This window comes from Pseudomonas sp. TE6288, from assembly GCF_054062095.1.
Window position 1 is genome coordinate 221,120 of the sequence record NZ_JBSSEW010000010.1, and the last position, 13,553, is coordinate 234,672.

Here is a 13,553-nt window from a genome sequence, read left to right on the forward strand (position 1 = left end):
CATTGACCGACTCACGGCTCAGTGAGTAGGAACAAGACAGGTGGCCCCCATCAGGCCACCGAGGCCACGCATGCTAATGCATGGCCTATCGCCATGTCTTGATGCTGTCGACAGCGCGTGCAATCAGTCCGTCGACATCGCTTTATCGCTATCGGCATGCCGGCGCGCGCCTTCGCTTTCACGGTGTAGTGAAACCTGCGATGTCTCCGGTAACGCCAACCCGCCCACCAACGCCAGCAAGGCAATCACCACCAGGTAGAACGCCGGCGCCAGGCGGCTGCCGCTTTGTTCGATCAACCAGGTCGCCACCAGCGGCGCGGTGCCGCCAAACAGGGTGTAGGCAACGTTGTAGGTGATCGCCGAGGCGGTGTAGCGGCTGCGGGTGGGGAAGCACTCCGACAGCAGCGCGGCGGTGACCACGCCACTCATCAGCGCGCCGATGGCCAGCAGGATCACCCCCAGCAATGCCCCGGTCAGCGACCCCGAACTGGCCAGCCAGTAGGCCGGGAATACCGCCACCATCACCCACAGGCAAGTGAAGCCGATGGTCCGGCGTCGCCCGACACGATCGGAAAAGGCGCCCGCCAGCGGGCAACCGGCGGCGGCGAACAGCAGCGCCACGGTCGAGACCAGGAGCGCCTGGGCGCGGCTCAGGTGGCCGACCGTCTGCAGGTAGGTGGCGAAGTAGGTGGTGAACATGTAGAACGACAGCGCTGTCAGCGATATGAACGCGCCAAGGTTGCGGATGGTGCGGCCATGGTGGCGCAGAGTGTCGCCCAACGGCGAATGGTTGTGGGCCTTGCCTTCGGCGATTGCCTGGCGAAACGCCGGGGTTTCCTCCATGCGCCAGCGCAGGTACAGGCCGACCAGGCCCAGGGGCGCGGCGACGAGGAACGGAATACGCCAACCCCAGGCATTCATCGCCTCGGCAGTGAGGCTCGCCTCCAGGCCATAGGCGATGACCGCCGCGCAGGCGAAGGCGGAGAAGGTCGAGACCGGCACGAAGCTGCCGTAGAACGCCCGTCTGCCCCGTGGCGCGTGCTCCATCAGGTAGGCGCAAGCGCCGGCATATTCACCCCCAGCGGAAAACCCCTGCAGGCAACGGGCAAGGGTGAGCAGCGCCGGGGCCAGCACGCCGATGCTGGCATAGGTCGGCAGCAGGCCGATCAGCGTGGTGGAGCCGGCCATCAGCAGGATGGTCAACGACAGTATGCGCTTGCGCCCGAGGCGGTCGCCCAGCGCGCCGAACACGATGCCGCCCAGCGGGCGCAGGGCGAAGGCCACGGCAAACACGGCGAAGGTCTTGAGCAGGGCGACGCTTTCATCCTCGCTGGCGAAGAACTGGCTGGCGATCAGCGTGGCGAGGAAACCGTAGACGGCGAAGTCGAACCATTCGACGAAGTTGCCAATGGCCGAGGCAGCGATCACCCGCCGCAAGGTGGCGGGTGGGACCTCGTGGGCGATGGACATGGGGTGCTCTCCGGTGGTCTTGGCAGCCTGGACGGATGCGACGCGCTCGGGGCGCGCCGTCGTTGTTCTCGGGCCAGTAGACAAGCGGTAGGGCGAGGGCGCTTTGTCGGGGGCGACATCCGGATGCCTGTTAGCACCGGATGTGGGACTCAGGGCCGCGGCATCGGCAGGCGAGAGATCAGCACAAGGGGGGCGATCACTTCCACCTGGTCGTTCTCGAACAGGCCTTCAGGCACTGGCGGGTAGGTGGTTCTCCAGCATTCGTGCTCGACCAGTTGCTTCAATTGGCTCAAGGAAGATGCCGTGACGCCCAAGGGCAACAGCCGTTCATGGGCAATCGAACTGCGCACGGCCTTGCAGGCGATGGGGCGATTGTTCCGGTCCAGGGTGAGCTTGAGCGTGACTACGCCAACCAGAGTGCCTTGGTTGGCGGCATCGATGCGGTTGATGAGGGCGCTCTGCATGGCCGCCGTGAAACCGGACAGGGCGGCGGCGTCGACTTTCGCGCTGGCCTCGGGGTTCGCGCTGCAGGCCACGAGGGTGAGCAGGCCAAGCGCTGCCAGGGGGGAGAGGGTGAAACGCTGGATCTTCGACACGGCAACGTCCTTGGAGGCAAACACCGGTACCTGCGTGTACCGGTTTGAGAAGGGGCGGTAGCTTAATGTGACTGCGCCTCATTCTTCAGGGGGAAGGCTTCCCCTCACTCACGGTCGCAACGCGCAGGCAGCGGCCAGGTGTGGGGCGGGCGCTGATCTTTCAGCTGCTCGGGCACCTCGATCGGCGGCTCGTCCGGGCCAAGCGCAGTCTCGATCTGGCGAACGCTGCGCAAGTATGGGTCCAGGTCGGTACCGAGTCCGGCCTGGTGCGGGATCCACCAGGCGATGACCTGGGGCTGTCCGTGTTCATCCTCGGTCAGCAGCACCTTCCAGAACGCCTCGGGCGTGGCGATGCCGTGGGACTGGACGAAGGCATCGTTGTCCAGGGCCGCGCCGGCATGGCCGAACACCACGCCACCGATTACCGTCACCGGGCGCAGGTCGCGGTAGCACTCGGTCAGCAGCTCGGTCTGGTACCAGGTGCGGCTATTGTGCGAGGCCAACTGCGGGACGATATTGCTCATCAGGTTGGAGGCGTCCATCGCCGCCCGGTCGTCGTCGAAATGATTGTTGGCTGCCAGGTGGCCGCGGTGATAGCCCTTGGGTGTCGAGTAGGCCTTGGCCGAGAACTGGCCCATGCAACCCTCGGGCAGGCTGCGATCGATACGGAAGTTATCGACGCGAGGCAGGTGACCCTGGTCCTTGTCGAGGGTGAAGCTGAAACGGTGCGGCTCGCCGCGCTGGCAGTCGTACCAGAGCCGGAAGCGCCCATGGTCGAGCAGGGTCAGCGGCGTGGCGGCAGGCTCGGGAGGTGTTGGGGAGGGCAGGCGGGGCGCGCACGAGGTCAGGCTCAGGGCCAGCAACAGGAACAGCAAACGGCGCATGGCGCGTCTTCCTTGAACAAAAGCGCGGGATGTTACAGCAGTCTGCAGGAGGCCGGCCTTTTTCCGGCCTGTGCTGGCGAAGTGTCAGGCCTGGCTGTCGATGCACACGCGGTTGCGCCCCTTCTGCTTGGCCCGGTACAGCGCCTGGTCAGCTTTGCGCAGGGTATCGCCAGGCTCGTCACCCGTCAGGGGCTGCCAGCTGGCCACGCCCAGGGACAGGGTAATCCCGCCGATAGGTTCGATAGGGGTATGCTCCACGGTCAGGCGCAGGTGGCCGGCGATGGCGGTCGCCACCTCCAGGCCCGCGCCCGGCAGGAGCATCAGGAACTCCTCGCCACCGGTGCGGCACAGCAGGTCGCCCTCACGGCAGGTACCACGCATCAGGCCTGCCAGCCGCTGCAGGACCAGGTCGCCGATGTCATGGCCGTGGTTGTCGTTGATCCGCTTGAAATGGTCGATGTCCAGTACCACCACGGCGAAGCCGCGTTTCTCGGCCTGCAGCAAACGCAGTGCCTGCTGCAGGCCACGGCGGTTGAGCAGTCCGGTGAGCGGGTCGGTCTGGGCGTCATGGTTGAGTCGGCCGATGCGCTCCTGCAACAGGTTCAGGCCGAACAGCAGGGCGCGTTTGAGCTCCGCAGCCTCGGCGTACCAGGCGCGAACCTGGTGGATGCGCTCGGTGGTCTGTTGCTCGCCCGTGCCCCGGGCGACCGTGGCCAGTTGCCTGAGCGGGTGGGCGATGACTTGCGTCAGCCAACACAGCAGCAGGCAGCCGAGCAGGGCCAGCGGCGCGGAAATGGCGATGACATTGAGGATCAGGTGGCGCAGCGGTGCCACGGTCTGTTGCAGCGGTTGCTGGGAAACGATGGCCCAGCCGGTGCTGGGCACCGTGGCGAAACCGGCGAGCATTTCCACGCCCTGGCTGTTCACCAGCCGGCGGGTGCCTTGGTCAAGATGGGGGAGTTCGTCGACCAGCGAGTTGTCGCCCACCAGCGTGCCGACCCGCTGGCTGTCGGGGTGGAACAGCAGTCGACGGTTGCGATCAATCACGTAGAGGTAGGCGCCGTTCTGGTAGAAGTGCGTGCCCAGCAGGCTGTTGAGCAAGTTGCGTTCGCGCAGGTACAGGCTGCCGCCGATATAGCCCTGATAGCGTCCGTCGGCGTCGAAGATCGGCTGCGACATGATCACCAACAGGTTGCCGGCCGCCGACAGGAAGGGCGTGGAAACCAGCGTACGGCGCTCGCGCAAGGCTTCCCGGGACGCGGCCGAGCTGGCCTGGGTACCGGCCAGGTGTTGCAGTGGCGCTGGCGCAAGCGTGCGCACCACACCTTGGGCGCTGACCCGCAAGGTTGAGTTGAACAGGTTGCTTTGCTGTTGCAGGCGGTCGATTTCAGCCTGTACCAGGTTAACGTCATCGGGGTGCCGGGCACATTGGCTGGCGCTGTAGGCCAGTTGCTGCAGGGCGTTGCCCAGGGTGTTCTCGGTCACGGCGGCCACTTTGGCGGCGTAGGCCCGGTTGGCTTCCAGGGCACTGTCGATCAGCAGTTGGCGTTGCACACGGTAGCTGGCGAAGTAACTGGCCAGCAGCATCACCAGCGCGGTGATGGCGCAGAGCGCGAGGATGAGAGTGCGCAGGTCGGGGCGCCGAGCGTGGGGGGGCATGTATCGCAATCCTTGGCCTCATGGGATGCAGCAGGTGCCTCACCTTACGCGCTAGGCGCAAGGTGAACCATGCAGGCGGGCAATTGCAGGGTTGGATTACGCAGGGCGCTCCGGCTTCTCACAGCTATCACGGACTTTGCCGTGATTGATTCCTGTGCCCTACAGGGTCAGGGCGCGTCCTGTTCCAGTGCTCGCAGGTCATCCTCGACCTGCTGCATGCGCGCCTGAGCCAGGGCCTGGACCTGGGGGTCGCTGGCGCTCTCGCGCATCAGCCGGGTGAGCTTCTCGCTCAGGCGCTTGCCCTCGTCGCTCTGGCCCAGTTCCTTGGCTTTGGCCGGGTCGCGGGTGGCCTGGACGATGCTGGCGAATTCGGCGTCGTCGAAGTGCTCCTCGCTGTACAACTTGAACAGGTCCTGGCGCTGATCCTCGACGGTGAGGTGCTTGCGCAGCACCTGCTTGATCTTGTCCTGGGGCACCTGCGCGTGGTTCATGGCCAGCAGCCCGGCCATGCGTTCGATGTTGTGGTCGTAGGCTTCCTGCAAGGGCAGGTTGGCGAGGATCTGTTCCTCGCGGCTGGGCTTCTGGTCGCAGGCGGCGAGGGCGCCGAGCAGGAGCACGGGCAACAGCAGTCGGGTCAGGCGGGACATGGGGCAGCCTTGGGCACGTTAAGGCCTGCGAGTTTACTGCAAACCCATGCGCAAATTCAGCGTTGCAACGGATTGCGCAGGCGCACCCAGACAATCGCCGGCAGGGCCATCAGCAGCCATTTCAGGTAGCGGTTCACTTCGTAGTGCTCGCAGGCGATGCCGATGCTGGTGCAGACCACCACCACCGCCACGAACTGGATCATTCTTTCCATCGGCAGGTTTCCATCATTGCTGGGGCCGGGAGGGCCGCGGCGCGCACTTTAGCAGTGGCGCGGGCGCGCAGGCCAGGATGCCATGCGGCGTAACACTTTTACGGCGCTCCATGCGCACCCCCACGGTCGCCTTGCTGCTGGGCTGCTGGGCTGCTTCGATGGCAAGGGCGCCCAGGCCCTGCGGCCCACATCGCATTCGTTTCGTGCTTGCCGGCCACGCTGGTGGAAGTTGGGGTAAGCGTTATCATGTCGTCCGCTTGCCCATACCCCTCAAGGACGACCCGCATGCTACAGCGCAACAGGATGGTGCCCGAACTGATCGTCAGCGACCTCGACAGCAGCCTGGATTTTTGGGTGTCGTTGCTGGGCTTCGAGATTGCCTATCAACGCCCGGAGCAGCGTTTCGCCTACCTCGACCTGCACGGCGCGCAGGTGATGCTCGAGCAGCTCGATGCCGATGATCACTGGCTCACCGGGCCGCTGGAAAAACCCTTTGGGCGGGGGATCAACCTGCAGATCGATGTCCCCGCTGTCGCGCCGCTGCTCGAACGGCTGGAGCGCCATCGCTGGCCGTTGTTCCAGGCATGCGAGGAAGTCTGGTATCGCGCAGATGCCGTCGAAGTGGGGTTGCGCCAGTTCCTGGTCCAGGACCCCGATGGCTACCTGTTGAGGTTGGCGCAGAAACTGGGCGAGCGTCCGGTTGCGTTATCCGCGCGGTAGCCCTTGCTACCAGCCCCTGCAGCTGGCGTCTGACAGGCCGTCCCAACCGACACCCGCCATGCTCAACACCGTGTTCATTTCCATTCCCGACGTATTCACCTACCGTCTCCTTCCACCCCATCACAAGGAGATCACGCATGCCCGAGCTTGCGTTGTACAAGGTGAAACTGCTGGACGAATTCGAGGCTCGCGAGGACGACTGGAGCTTCGGCCACTTCGAGCGCCGGCTGACCCAGGTCAAGCCCGCCGCCAACTATCAGGACGCCAAGGGCATCATCAAGGCCGCTCACCTGGCGAACAACTGGCCGAATACGGTAAAGCGCTACCTGCTGAGCAACTACCGCGCCCACGGTAATGTCAGCAGCGAGCTGACCGAAACCTTCATGCAGGTACTGGCCAGCCTGACGCCGCAGGAGATGAAGGCCTGGAAGCTGCCGCAGGTAAACCAATCGGCCTGATCGCCACCAAGTCGACTCCCACGGGATGGCGCATGGCCTCAGGCTGGCGCGGTCGGTGTGGGAGCCGGCTTGCCGGCGATGCGCCGCGTGAGCGGCGCTTTCCATGCCGACTCAGGCACGAAACCGCAGCACCCGCGCCCCATCATACGGATCGACCAGGTAGTGCCCCCGCACCCCAAACGTCCCCAACAACCGCTCCGGCGTCAACACCGCCTCCGGCTTGCCTAGCGCAACCAACCGCCCTTGATCGAGCACGGCCAGCCGATCGCAAGTCAGTGCCTGGTTGAGATCATGCAGCGCCACCAGCGTCGTCACCGGCAGCGCCTGCACCTGGCGTAGCAAGCCGAGCTGGTGCTGGATATCGAGATGGTTGGTCGGCTCGTCCAGCAACAGCACCTGCGGCCGTTGCGCCAGCGCCCGGGCGATGTGCACGCGCTGGCGTTCGCCGCCAGACAGTTCGCCCCATAGCCGTCGGCGCAGGTGGCTGGCGTCGGCGTCGGCCAGCGCCTGTTCGACGATGGCGCGGTCATCGTTGCCGAACGGTGCCAGGGCCGAGAGCCAGGGCGTTCGGCCCAGGGCGACGGCGTCGTACACGCTGATGGCGTCCAGGGTGTCGGCCTGTTGCTCGACCAGGGCCAGGCGTTGGGCGATATGCCGGCGCGGCATGCGCTCCAGCGCTTCGCCGAGCAGGCGCACGTTGCCACTGCTGGGCGTGCGCAGGCCGGCGAGCAGCTTGAGCAGGGTGGACTTGCCCGAGCCGTTGGGGCCGACCACGCCGAGGGTTTCGCCGGGCATCACGCTCAGGTCGACACCCTGCAGCACGTCGCGTCCGCCCAGGCGCAGGCTGAGCCCTTGGCAGGTGAGCGGCGCGTCGGCGATGGTGGTCATCACGCTCATGGGCGCCCCCGGCGGCTGATCAGGATCAGCGCGAACACCGGTGCGCCGATCAAGGCCGTGACCACGCCCACCGGGATCACTTGGCCGGCGATCAGGGTGCGCGAGAGGATGTCGGCGATAATCAGGAACAGCGCACCGCCCAGGGCACTGGCCGGCAGCAGGCGGCTATGCCCGGGGCCGAGCAGCAGGCGCAAGGCGTGGGGGATGACCAGGCCGACGAAGCCGATGGCGCCGACGATGGACACCATCACCGCGGTGACCAGCGCCGCGCAGCTGATCAGCAGCAGCTGTGTACGGCGCACCGGTACGCCCAGCGAGGCCGCCGAGTCGGCACCGAAGGTAAAGGCGTCCAGTGCCCGGCGTTGCCACAGGCATATCGCGAGGCCGAACAGAGCGACCGGCACCGCCAGCCACACCGACGGCCAGCGCACGCCGCTGAGGTTGCCCAACAGCCAGAACAGGATGCCGCGGGCCTGCTCGGCGGTGGCCGACTTGGTGATGAGAAAGGCGGTGAGCGCGTTGAACAGCTGCGAGCCGGCGATGCCGGCGAGGATCACCTGGGCGTTGTCATGGCGGCTGCCACTGGCGTGCGACAGCAGCAGCACCAGGGCGAACGCCGCCAGCGCGCCGATGAAGGCGCCTGCCGACAGCGACAGCACCGCGCCGCCCAGGCCGAACAACCCCACCGCCACCGCACCGGTCGAGGCACCTGCCGACAGGCCCAGCAGGTACGGTTCGGCCAGCGGGTTGCGCAGCAGCGCCTGGAGGATCACCCCGCAGGTCGCCAGGCCCGCGCCACAAGCGGCGGCGACCAGGGTGCGCGGCAGGCGGTAGTTCCAGACGATGCCGGCGTCGATCGGGTCGACGGCATGGCCGGCCTGCCACAGCTGGTTGGCCAGCACCTGCCAGATCGCCTCGGCGCCGACTCGGGTCTCGCCGATGGCAATCCCGGCAAGCATGGCCAGGCACAGGGCGAGCAAGGCAAAGAGGCTGATGGGCAGCAGGCGGCTCATGGCTGGGGTGCTTTACCGCTGGCGAAGGCGCTGGACAGCACGTCCAGGCCGCGGAACAGGCGTATGCCGGCCTGCATGGCGTCGGCATCGAGGACGATGATGCGGCCGTGCTTGACCGCGTCCATATTGCGCGTGACCGGGTCGCTGCGCAGGAAGTCGAGTTTTTTCTGGTAATCGTCGGCCGGGTAGCGACGGCGGTCCATGCGCGCGACGATCAGCCAGGTGGGGTTGGCCCTGGCCAGGGTCTCCCAGCCCACGGTAGGCCATTCTTCGCTGGATTCGACCACGTTGCGCACGCCGAGGGTCTGCAGCATGTAGTCGGCCACGCCCTGGCGGCCGGCGACATAGGGGTCGGTCTTGAGGTCGGCGCTGGAAAACCAGAACAGCGCGCTGGTGTGCGCCAGGTCCTGGCCGGCCAGGCGCTGCCTGGCCTGTTCCAGCTGGCCCTGGAGCTCGGCATTCAGGCGCGCGCCACGTTCCTGCACGTCGAAGATCTCGGCCAGCTGGCTGACGCTCTTGTAGATGCTCTGCACCTTGAACGGCTGCAGGCGGGTGCCGTCGGCGCCCACCAGGTTGTCCTTGCCCTCGCAGTCCGAGGGCAGCAGGTAGGTGGGGATGCCCAGCTCCTGGAACTGCTCGCGGGTGCCGACCGCGCCCTGGGCGCCGATCATCCACTCGAACTGCGCCGTCACCAGTTGCGGACGTTTGCCGACCACCGCCTCGAAGCTCGGTTCGTTGTCGGCCAGACGCGGGACCTTGTCGTTCTGCGTCTTGAATTCCGGCAGCACGTTGTTGAACCACAGCGAGGTGCCCGCCAGCCGCTCACCGAGGCCCAGGGCATAGAGCAGCTCGGTGCCGGCCTGGCCGACGGTCACCGCCCGTTGCGGGGCCTGGGTGAAGGTCTGCGGCATGCCGCAGTTGTCGACGGTCAGCGGGTACTGGGTGGCGCTGGCGTGGGCCAGGCCCGACAGGGACAGGCCGGCGAGGAGGGCGGCGAGGCGGTGCGGCATGGTGGGGCGATCTCCTGGGTGGTGCACGGAATGGCCCACGGACAGGCATCGCCCGGCAGCCTGCGCAAGCACGCGGCCAGGGCGGATGACCATCCCGGACACCCCGCCGGTTGGTGAATGCGTGCCGGCAGGTCTCCTGACTGGTGCGTCCAGGCCGGCGCCAGCCTTCCCGGGTCGGCAGACCCAGTGGCATCGATGGCGCAGGCTCGGCACCTACAGTTGCGGGGGCAGTTCCCTTTGGATCGCCAGTGGCGAGCCCGGGATTCCCTTTTGATTCCGTGTGGAAACCGGCGGGCGGCATGGTAGACCATCGGGCTGTCGGGTGAAAACGCTTTTACAGGTACTTGAGCCAGGCGATATCGCGCCGTCGCGCTTTCAGCCGGGCGAACCAGCGCACCGGCAGGTACAGGACAAGTGGCAGCAGCACGGCGGTCAGCCATACCGCCCCGATGCCATCGAAACCGAAATAGCGGCCCTGGTTCAGGCCAAACAGTGCCACGCAGGCCACGTACAGCAGCTTGAGCGCATACAGGTGCAGCAGGTAGAAGAACATCGGCGCTGCGCCAAACACCGCAAGCGGGCCGATCCAGCGGGCGTCGCCGGCACGCTCGAAGCCGCGCAGCAGGAGCAGGCCGACGCCAAGGGTCAGGGCCAGGAACAGCAGCGACGGTGGGTATTTGGTGATATTGAAGAAGCTCATCAGCGTCTGCCCGACGCGGGCGTAGAGGCTCCAGGGGGCTTCGCCGTAGCCATTGAGCAGGCGCAGCGCGACGAACCCAAGCAGCAGGCCCGCGCCGGCCCATAGCAGACGCTGCTGGCGCTTGCCGGCGTCGCTGCCCCGGGCAAACCACGGCCCGAGCCCATAACCCAGGGCGATCACGCCGATCCACGGCAACAGCGGGTAGGACGTGCGCAGGCGCAGATGTTCGCCTACCTCCAGCCAACTGCGCTCATGCAGGATCGCCCATGGCACATGCAGCGCCGATTTCGGCCCGAAGTGCAGGCCATCGAGCAGGTTGTGACCGGCGACGATCAGCGCGCCGAGGGCGAGCAGCGCCGGGCGCGGCAGCCACACCAGCAGTGACAGGGCGAGCATGCTCAGGCCGATGGCCCAGATCACCTGCAGGTAGATCACGCTCGGAGGCAACTGGAAGGTCCAGGCGAAGTTGACCAGGGTGAATTCCAGCACCACCAGGAACAGACCGCGCTTGAACAGGAACACCGAGACATCGCCACGGCCCTGGTGCTTTTCGCCATACAACCAGGCCGATAGCCCGGTAAGCAGCACGAACACCGGCGCGCAGAGGTGCGCCAGGGTGCGGCTGGCGAACAGGCTGGGTTCGGTGGCGTCGATGGTCATCGGGTCGCTGACCTGGCGGTGCAGGAAGAACGTTTCGCGCACGTGATCCAGCAGCATGAACAGGATCACCAGGCCACGCAGGGCGTCGATGCTTTGCAGGCGTTGGGGGAGTTGGGGGCTGGCCATTGAAAAAAGTCGCAAACAGTGGAAGTAAAATGTTATCTCATAACAATTTTTCAATCCACTGGCCTGCATTTACATCGAGGCGCCTGACGCCATCGCGGCACGCTCGCTCCAGCTCATGCGCTATTCCTGGAGCGGGCCTGCGCCGCGATGGCATCGTTCGCCCCGTTGGGACGCGATCTGACTTCAGAGATCCAGCACCAACCGCGCCGAGCGCGCCCGCGACACGCACAGCATCATGCTCTGCTGCGCGGCCTTTTCCTCGTCGCTGAGGTATTGGTCGAAATGCTCGGCCTCGCCTTCGAGGATCGCCGTCTCGCAGGTGCCACACACGCCTTCGCGGCACAGGCACTCGACCTTCGCGGCCTTGGACATCTCGATGGCCTGCAGGATGGTCATGCCTGCCTCGACTGCCAGCTCGGTGCCTGAACGGGCCAGCACCACGGTGAAGGCCGCACCTGTGGCCGGCGCGGCGGCGGCGAACTGTTCCCAGTGCACCCGCGATTCGGCGATGCCAGCGGCGGCGGCGGTGGCGATCACCGCGTCGATCAGCGGTTTGGGCCCGCACACATAGAGGTGGGCGTCATCGGCCAGGCCCGCGCACAGCGCGGCGAGGTCGAGCTTGCGGTCCAGGCTGTCGATGTAGAACCGCGTGTTGCCGGCATGCGGGCCTTGTTCCAGGTCGCCCTGGAAGGCGCCGTGTTCCGGGGCGCGGAAGGCGTAGTGCAGCTCGTAGGGGGTGGCGCCCCCTTCCAGCTCGTGCAACTGCGCCAGGAACGGGGTAATGCCGATGCCGCCGGCGATCAGCACATGGCGCCCGGCATCGGCGTCCAGGGCGAACAGGTTGATGGGGGTGGAGATGGTCAGCTCGCTGCCCACCGCTACCTGGTTGTGCATGAACGCCGATCCGCCCTTGGACTGCTCCTCGAGCCGCACGCCGATCTGGTAGCTGTGCAATTGACGCGGGTCGCTCATCAGCGAGTAGGCATTGCTGAACTGGCTGCCGCAGGGCGACTGCATCTGCACGATCACGTGGCTGCCGCCGCTGAAGGCGGGCAGGGCGGCGCCGTCGGCGCGGGCCAGGGTGAAGCGCTTGATCTGCGGCGTGGCCTGTTCCACACCGGTCACGCGCACCTTGAACATCTCGTATTGCTTGGCCATGGCGTACCTCGACAACAAAGCCCCGCGCCAGGCCCTGGCGCGGGGCGGGGAGCTGGCGTGTGTTCAGTCGTCCAGGTGGGCGACCGCGATCAGGTTGTGGAAGTGGGCGATGCCGTGCTCGCTGACGCCGCTGCGCTGGGCGTCGACCATGATCCGGCCCTGGCCACGGTAGCCGCGGGACTTCAGGCCTTTCTGCACGCTCTCGACCAGGCGCAGGTCCTCGGGGCGGAACACTTCGCGGTACCAGTCGATCAGCTTGTGCTGCTCTTCGCTGAGCTCCTTGTTGAGGAAGTAGATGTCGTAGTGCTGCAGGGTGGTCTCGGCATCGACCGGGAACTCGTAGATCACGGTCATGAAGTTGGCCCCTGGCGGTACGTTGAACATGGTGCACGGCCAGGCCCAGAAGCCGGCGAAGGACGGGTCTTTCACCGACTCGTCGAAGGTGAATGACTGCTCCGACGGTTTGGCCAGGCCATATTGCAGGGTCCAGTTGCCGTGCAGGCTGTGGCTGTACTGGCCGACGTCCACCGAATCGGAGAAGCCAGGGTGGGCCGGGGCGCAGTGGTAGCACTCCAGGTAGTTGTCGACGATGGATTTCCAGTTGGCCGGAGTGTCGCTGACGAAGCGCGCGGCCAGGTGCAGGTCGTCGATCACCGCGCAGGCTTCGCGCATGCGCTTCTGCATGCCCGGCAGCTGGTCTTCGACGGAGCCTGCGTCGTTGTCCATGTTGATGAAGATGAAACCGGCGTATTCCTCCACGCGCAGCTGCACCAGGGTGGAATTGCCTTTGTCGAAGTTGGCCACGTTCTCGCAGTTGCGCGCATGGGCCAGCTCGCCGTCGAGCTTGAAGGTCCAGGCGTGATACGGGCAGGTGATCACATTCTTGGCCTTGCCGCTGCCTTCGAGCAGTTGATGGCCACGGTGCGGGCAGACGTTGTAGAAGGCCCGCAGCACGTCGTCGCGGCCACGCACGACGATGATGCTCTCGCCGATCACCTGACGGGTGATGTAGGCGTTCTTTTCGGCGACTTCGCTGCGGTGGCCGACGCAGATCCAACTGCGGGCGAAGATCGCTTCCTTCTCGTGTTCGAAGACGGCGGCCTGGGTGTAGAACTTGGCCGGGAGGGTGAAGGCCTCCTCGGGGTTGGCGCAGAAGTCGGCGGGCAGGCGTTTGAAATCGTTCATGGCTCTATCTCGGTTCTTATTGGTTAACGCGTATCTGTTGGTTAACAATCTGGGCAAAAAATTGGTTCTTCACGGAATCCCGGGAAAGACAGAAACAAGAACGCCGGTTTGATGGATGATGTTCGTGCGAGCAAACACATCTACAAACCGGCGTTCTT

The 13,553-nt window shown here is 65.8% G+C and carries 14 protein-coding genes and 1 riboswitch; of the genes, 2 read left to right on the plus strand and 12 right to left on the minus strand.

Going from position 1 to position 13,553, the window contains the following annotated elements; translation table 11 throughout:
• Positions 1-123: 123 nt before the first annotated feature.
• The 6 genes from ACVWY1_RS12730 to ACVWY1_RS12755 form a co-directional block, all read right to left on the minus strand.
• Complete coding sequence (locus ACVWY1_RS12730) at positions 124-1,470, minus strand: MFS transporter (protein ID WP_258598191.1); 1,347 nt, start codon at positions 1,468-1,470, stop codon at positions 124-126.
• A 149-nt stretch (positions 1,471-1,619) separates the two neighbouring features.
• Positions 1,620-2,066: a hypothetical protein gene (locus ACVWY1_RS12735; protein WP_102683734.1), complete on the minus strand. Its 447-nt coding sequence runs from the start codon at positions 2,064-2,066 to the stop codon at positions 1,620-1,622.
• Between the two features lie 104 nt (positions 2,067-2,170).
• On the minus strand, positions 2,171-2,950 hold the full coding sequence (locus ACVWY1_RS12740) for a DNA/RNA non-specific endonuclease (protein ID WP_457378364.1): 780 nt from the start codon (positions 2,948-2,950) through the stop codon (positions 2,171-2,173).
• A gap of 84 nt (positions 2,951-3,034) precedes the next feature.
• The gene (locus ACVWY1_RS12745) at positions 3,035-4,609 is read right to left on the minus strand and encodes a sensor domain-containing diguanylate cyclase (RefSeq protein ID WP_457378365.1); all 1,575 of its coding nucleotides are present in this window, start codon (positions 4,607-4,609) and stop codon (positions 3,035-3,037) included.
• A 167-nt stretch (positions 4,610-4,776) separates the two neighbouring features.
• Positions 4,777-5,256 (minus strand): hypothetical protein, encoded by a 480-nt coding sequence (locus ACVWY1_RS12750; protein ID WP_198755226.1) that lies wholly within the window; start codon positions 5,254-5,256, stop codon positions 4,777-4,779.
• A 56-nt stretch (positions 5,257-5,312) separates the two neighbouring features.
• On the minus strand, positions 5,313-5,468 hold the full coding sequence (locus tag ACVWY1_RS12755) for a hypothetical protein (protein WP_156177603.1): 156 nt from the start codon (positions 5,466-5,468) through the stop codon (positions 5,313-5,315).
• 285 nt (positions 5,469-5,753) lie between these two features.
• Between ACVWY1_RS12755 and ACVWY1_RS12760 the strand changes: the two genes are divergently transcribed.
• Positions 5,754-6,188, plus strand: coding sequence for a bleomycin resistance protein (locus ACVWY1_RS12760; protein ID WP_102683730.1), 435 nt, complete (start codon positions 5,754-5,756; stop codon positions 6,186-6,188).
• Positions 6,189-6,325: 137 nt separating this feature from the next.
• Entirely contained in the window at positions 6,326-6,646 is a 321-nt protein-coding gene (locus ACVWY1_RS12765; protein WP_198755225.1) for a hypothetical protein, read from the plus strand.
• A gap of 111 nt (positions 6,647-6,757) precedes the next feature.
• Here ACVWY1_RS12765 and ACVWY1_RS12770 read toward each other — a convergent pair whose 3' ends face one another.
• The 6 genes from ACVWY1_RS12770 to ACVWY1_RS12795 form a co-directional block, all read right to left on the minus strand.
• On the minus strand, positions 6,758-7,525 hold the full coding sequence (locus ACVWY1_RS12770) for an ABC transporter ATP-binding protein (RefSeq protein ID WP_404940933.1): 768 nt from the start codon (positions 7,523-7,525) through the stop codon (positions 6,758-6,760).
• A gap of 14 nt (positions 7,526-7,539) precedes the next feature.
• Positions 7,540-8,556, minus strand: coding sequence for a FecCD family ABC transporter permease (locus ACVWY1_RS12775; RefSeq protein ID WP_457378366.1), 1,017 nt, complete (start codon positions 8,554-8,556; stop codon positions 7,540-7,542).
• Complete coding sequence (locus ACVWY1_RS12780) at positions 8,553-9,566, minus strand: ABC transporter substrate-binding protein (RefSeq protein WP_110701687.1); 1,014 nt, start codon at positions 9,564-9,566, stop codon at positions 8,553-8,555. The genes ACVWY1_RS12775 and ACVWY1_RS12780 overlap by 4 nt, the downstream gene beginning before the upstream one ends.
• A gap of 109 nt (positions 9,567-9,675) precedes the next feature.
• A riboswitch (cobalamin riboswitch) is annotated at positions 9,676-9,873 on the minus strand.
• Between the two features lie 27 nt (positions 9,874-9,900).
• Positions 9,901-11,052, minus strand: a complete 1,152-nt coding sequence (locus tag ACVWY1_RS12785; protein WP_457378367.1) for a DUF1624 domain-containing protein — start codon at positions 11,050-11,052, stop codon at positions 9,901-9,903.
• 183 nt (positions 11,053-11,235) lie between these two features.
• On the minus strand, positions 11,236-12,210 hold the full coding sequence (locus tag ACVWY1_RS12790; protein ID WP_457378368.1) for a PDR/VanB family oxidoreductase: 975 nt from the start codon (positions 12,208-12,210) through the stop codon (positions 11,236-11,238).
• 63 nt (positions 12,211-12,273) lie between these two features.
• A complete protein-coding gene (locus ACVWY1_RS12795; protein WP_198755660.1) occupies positions 12,274-13,395 on the minus strand; it encodes an aromatic ring-hydroxylating oxygenase subunit alpha in 1,122 nt (373 codons plus the stop codon).
• Positions 13,396-13,553 lie beyond the last annotated feature (158 nt).

What these genes read in the sequence shown, in the direction of transcription:
- ACVWY1_RS12730 (WP_258598191.1), bottom strand. Translation starts at nt 1,470, where the DNA reads ATGTCCATCGCCCACGAGGTCCCACCCGCCACCTTGCGGCGGGTGATC.
- ACVWY1_RS12740 (WP_457378364.1), bottom strand. Translation starts at nt 2,950, where the DNA reads ATGCGCCGTTTGCTGTTCCTGTTGCTGGCCCTGAGCCTGACCTCGTGC.
- ACVWY1_RS12745 (WP_457378365.1), bottom strand. Translation starts at nt 4,609, where the DNA reads ATGCCCCCCCACGCTCGGCGCCCCGACCTGCGCACTCTCATCCTCGCG.
- ACVWY1_RS12750 (WP_198755226.1), bottom strand. Translation starts at nt 5,256, where the DNA reads ATGTCCCGCCTGACCCGACTGCTGTTGCCCGTGCTCCTGCTCGGCGCC.
- ACVWY1_RS12755 (WP_156177603.1), bottom strand. Translation starts at nt 5,468, where the DNA reads ATGGAAAGAATGATCCAGTTCGTGGCGGTGGTGGTGGTCTGCACCAGC.
- ACVWY1_RS12760 (WP_102683730.1), top strand. Translation starts at nt 5,754, where the DNA reads ATGCTACAGCGCAACAGGATGGTGCCCGAACTGATCGTCAGCGACCTC.
- ACVWY1_RS12765 (WP_198755225.1), top strand. Translation starts at nt 6,326, where the DNA reads ATGCCCGAGCTTGCGTTGTACAAGGTGAAACTGCTGGACGAATTCGAG.
- ACVWY1_RS12775 (WP_457378366.1), bottom strand. Translation starts at nt 8,556, where the DNA reads ATGAGCCGCCTGCTGCCCATCAGCCTCTTTGCCTTGCTCGCCCTGTGC.
- ACVWY1_RS12780 (WP_110701687.1), bottom strand. Translation starts at nt 9,566, where the DNA reads ATGCCGCACCGCCTCGCCGCCCTCCTCGCCGGCCTGTCCCTGTCGGGC.
- ACVWY1_RS12785 (WP_457378367.1), bottom strand. Translation starts at nt 11,052, where the DNA reads ATGGCCAGCCCCCAACTCCCCCAACGCCTGCAAAGCATCGACGCCCTG.
- ACVWY1_RS12790 (WP_457378368.1), bottom strand. Translation starts at nt 12,210, where the DNA reads ATGGCCAAGCAATACGAGATGTTCAAGGTGCGCGTGACCGGTGTGGAA.
- ACVWY1_RS12795 (WP_198755660.1), bottom strand. Translation starts at nt 13,395, where the DNA reads ATGAACGATTTCAAACGCCTGCCCGCCGACTTCTGCGCCAACCCCGAG.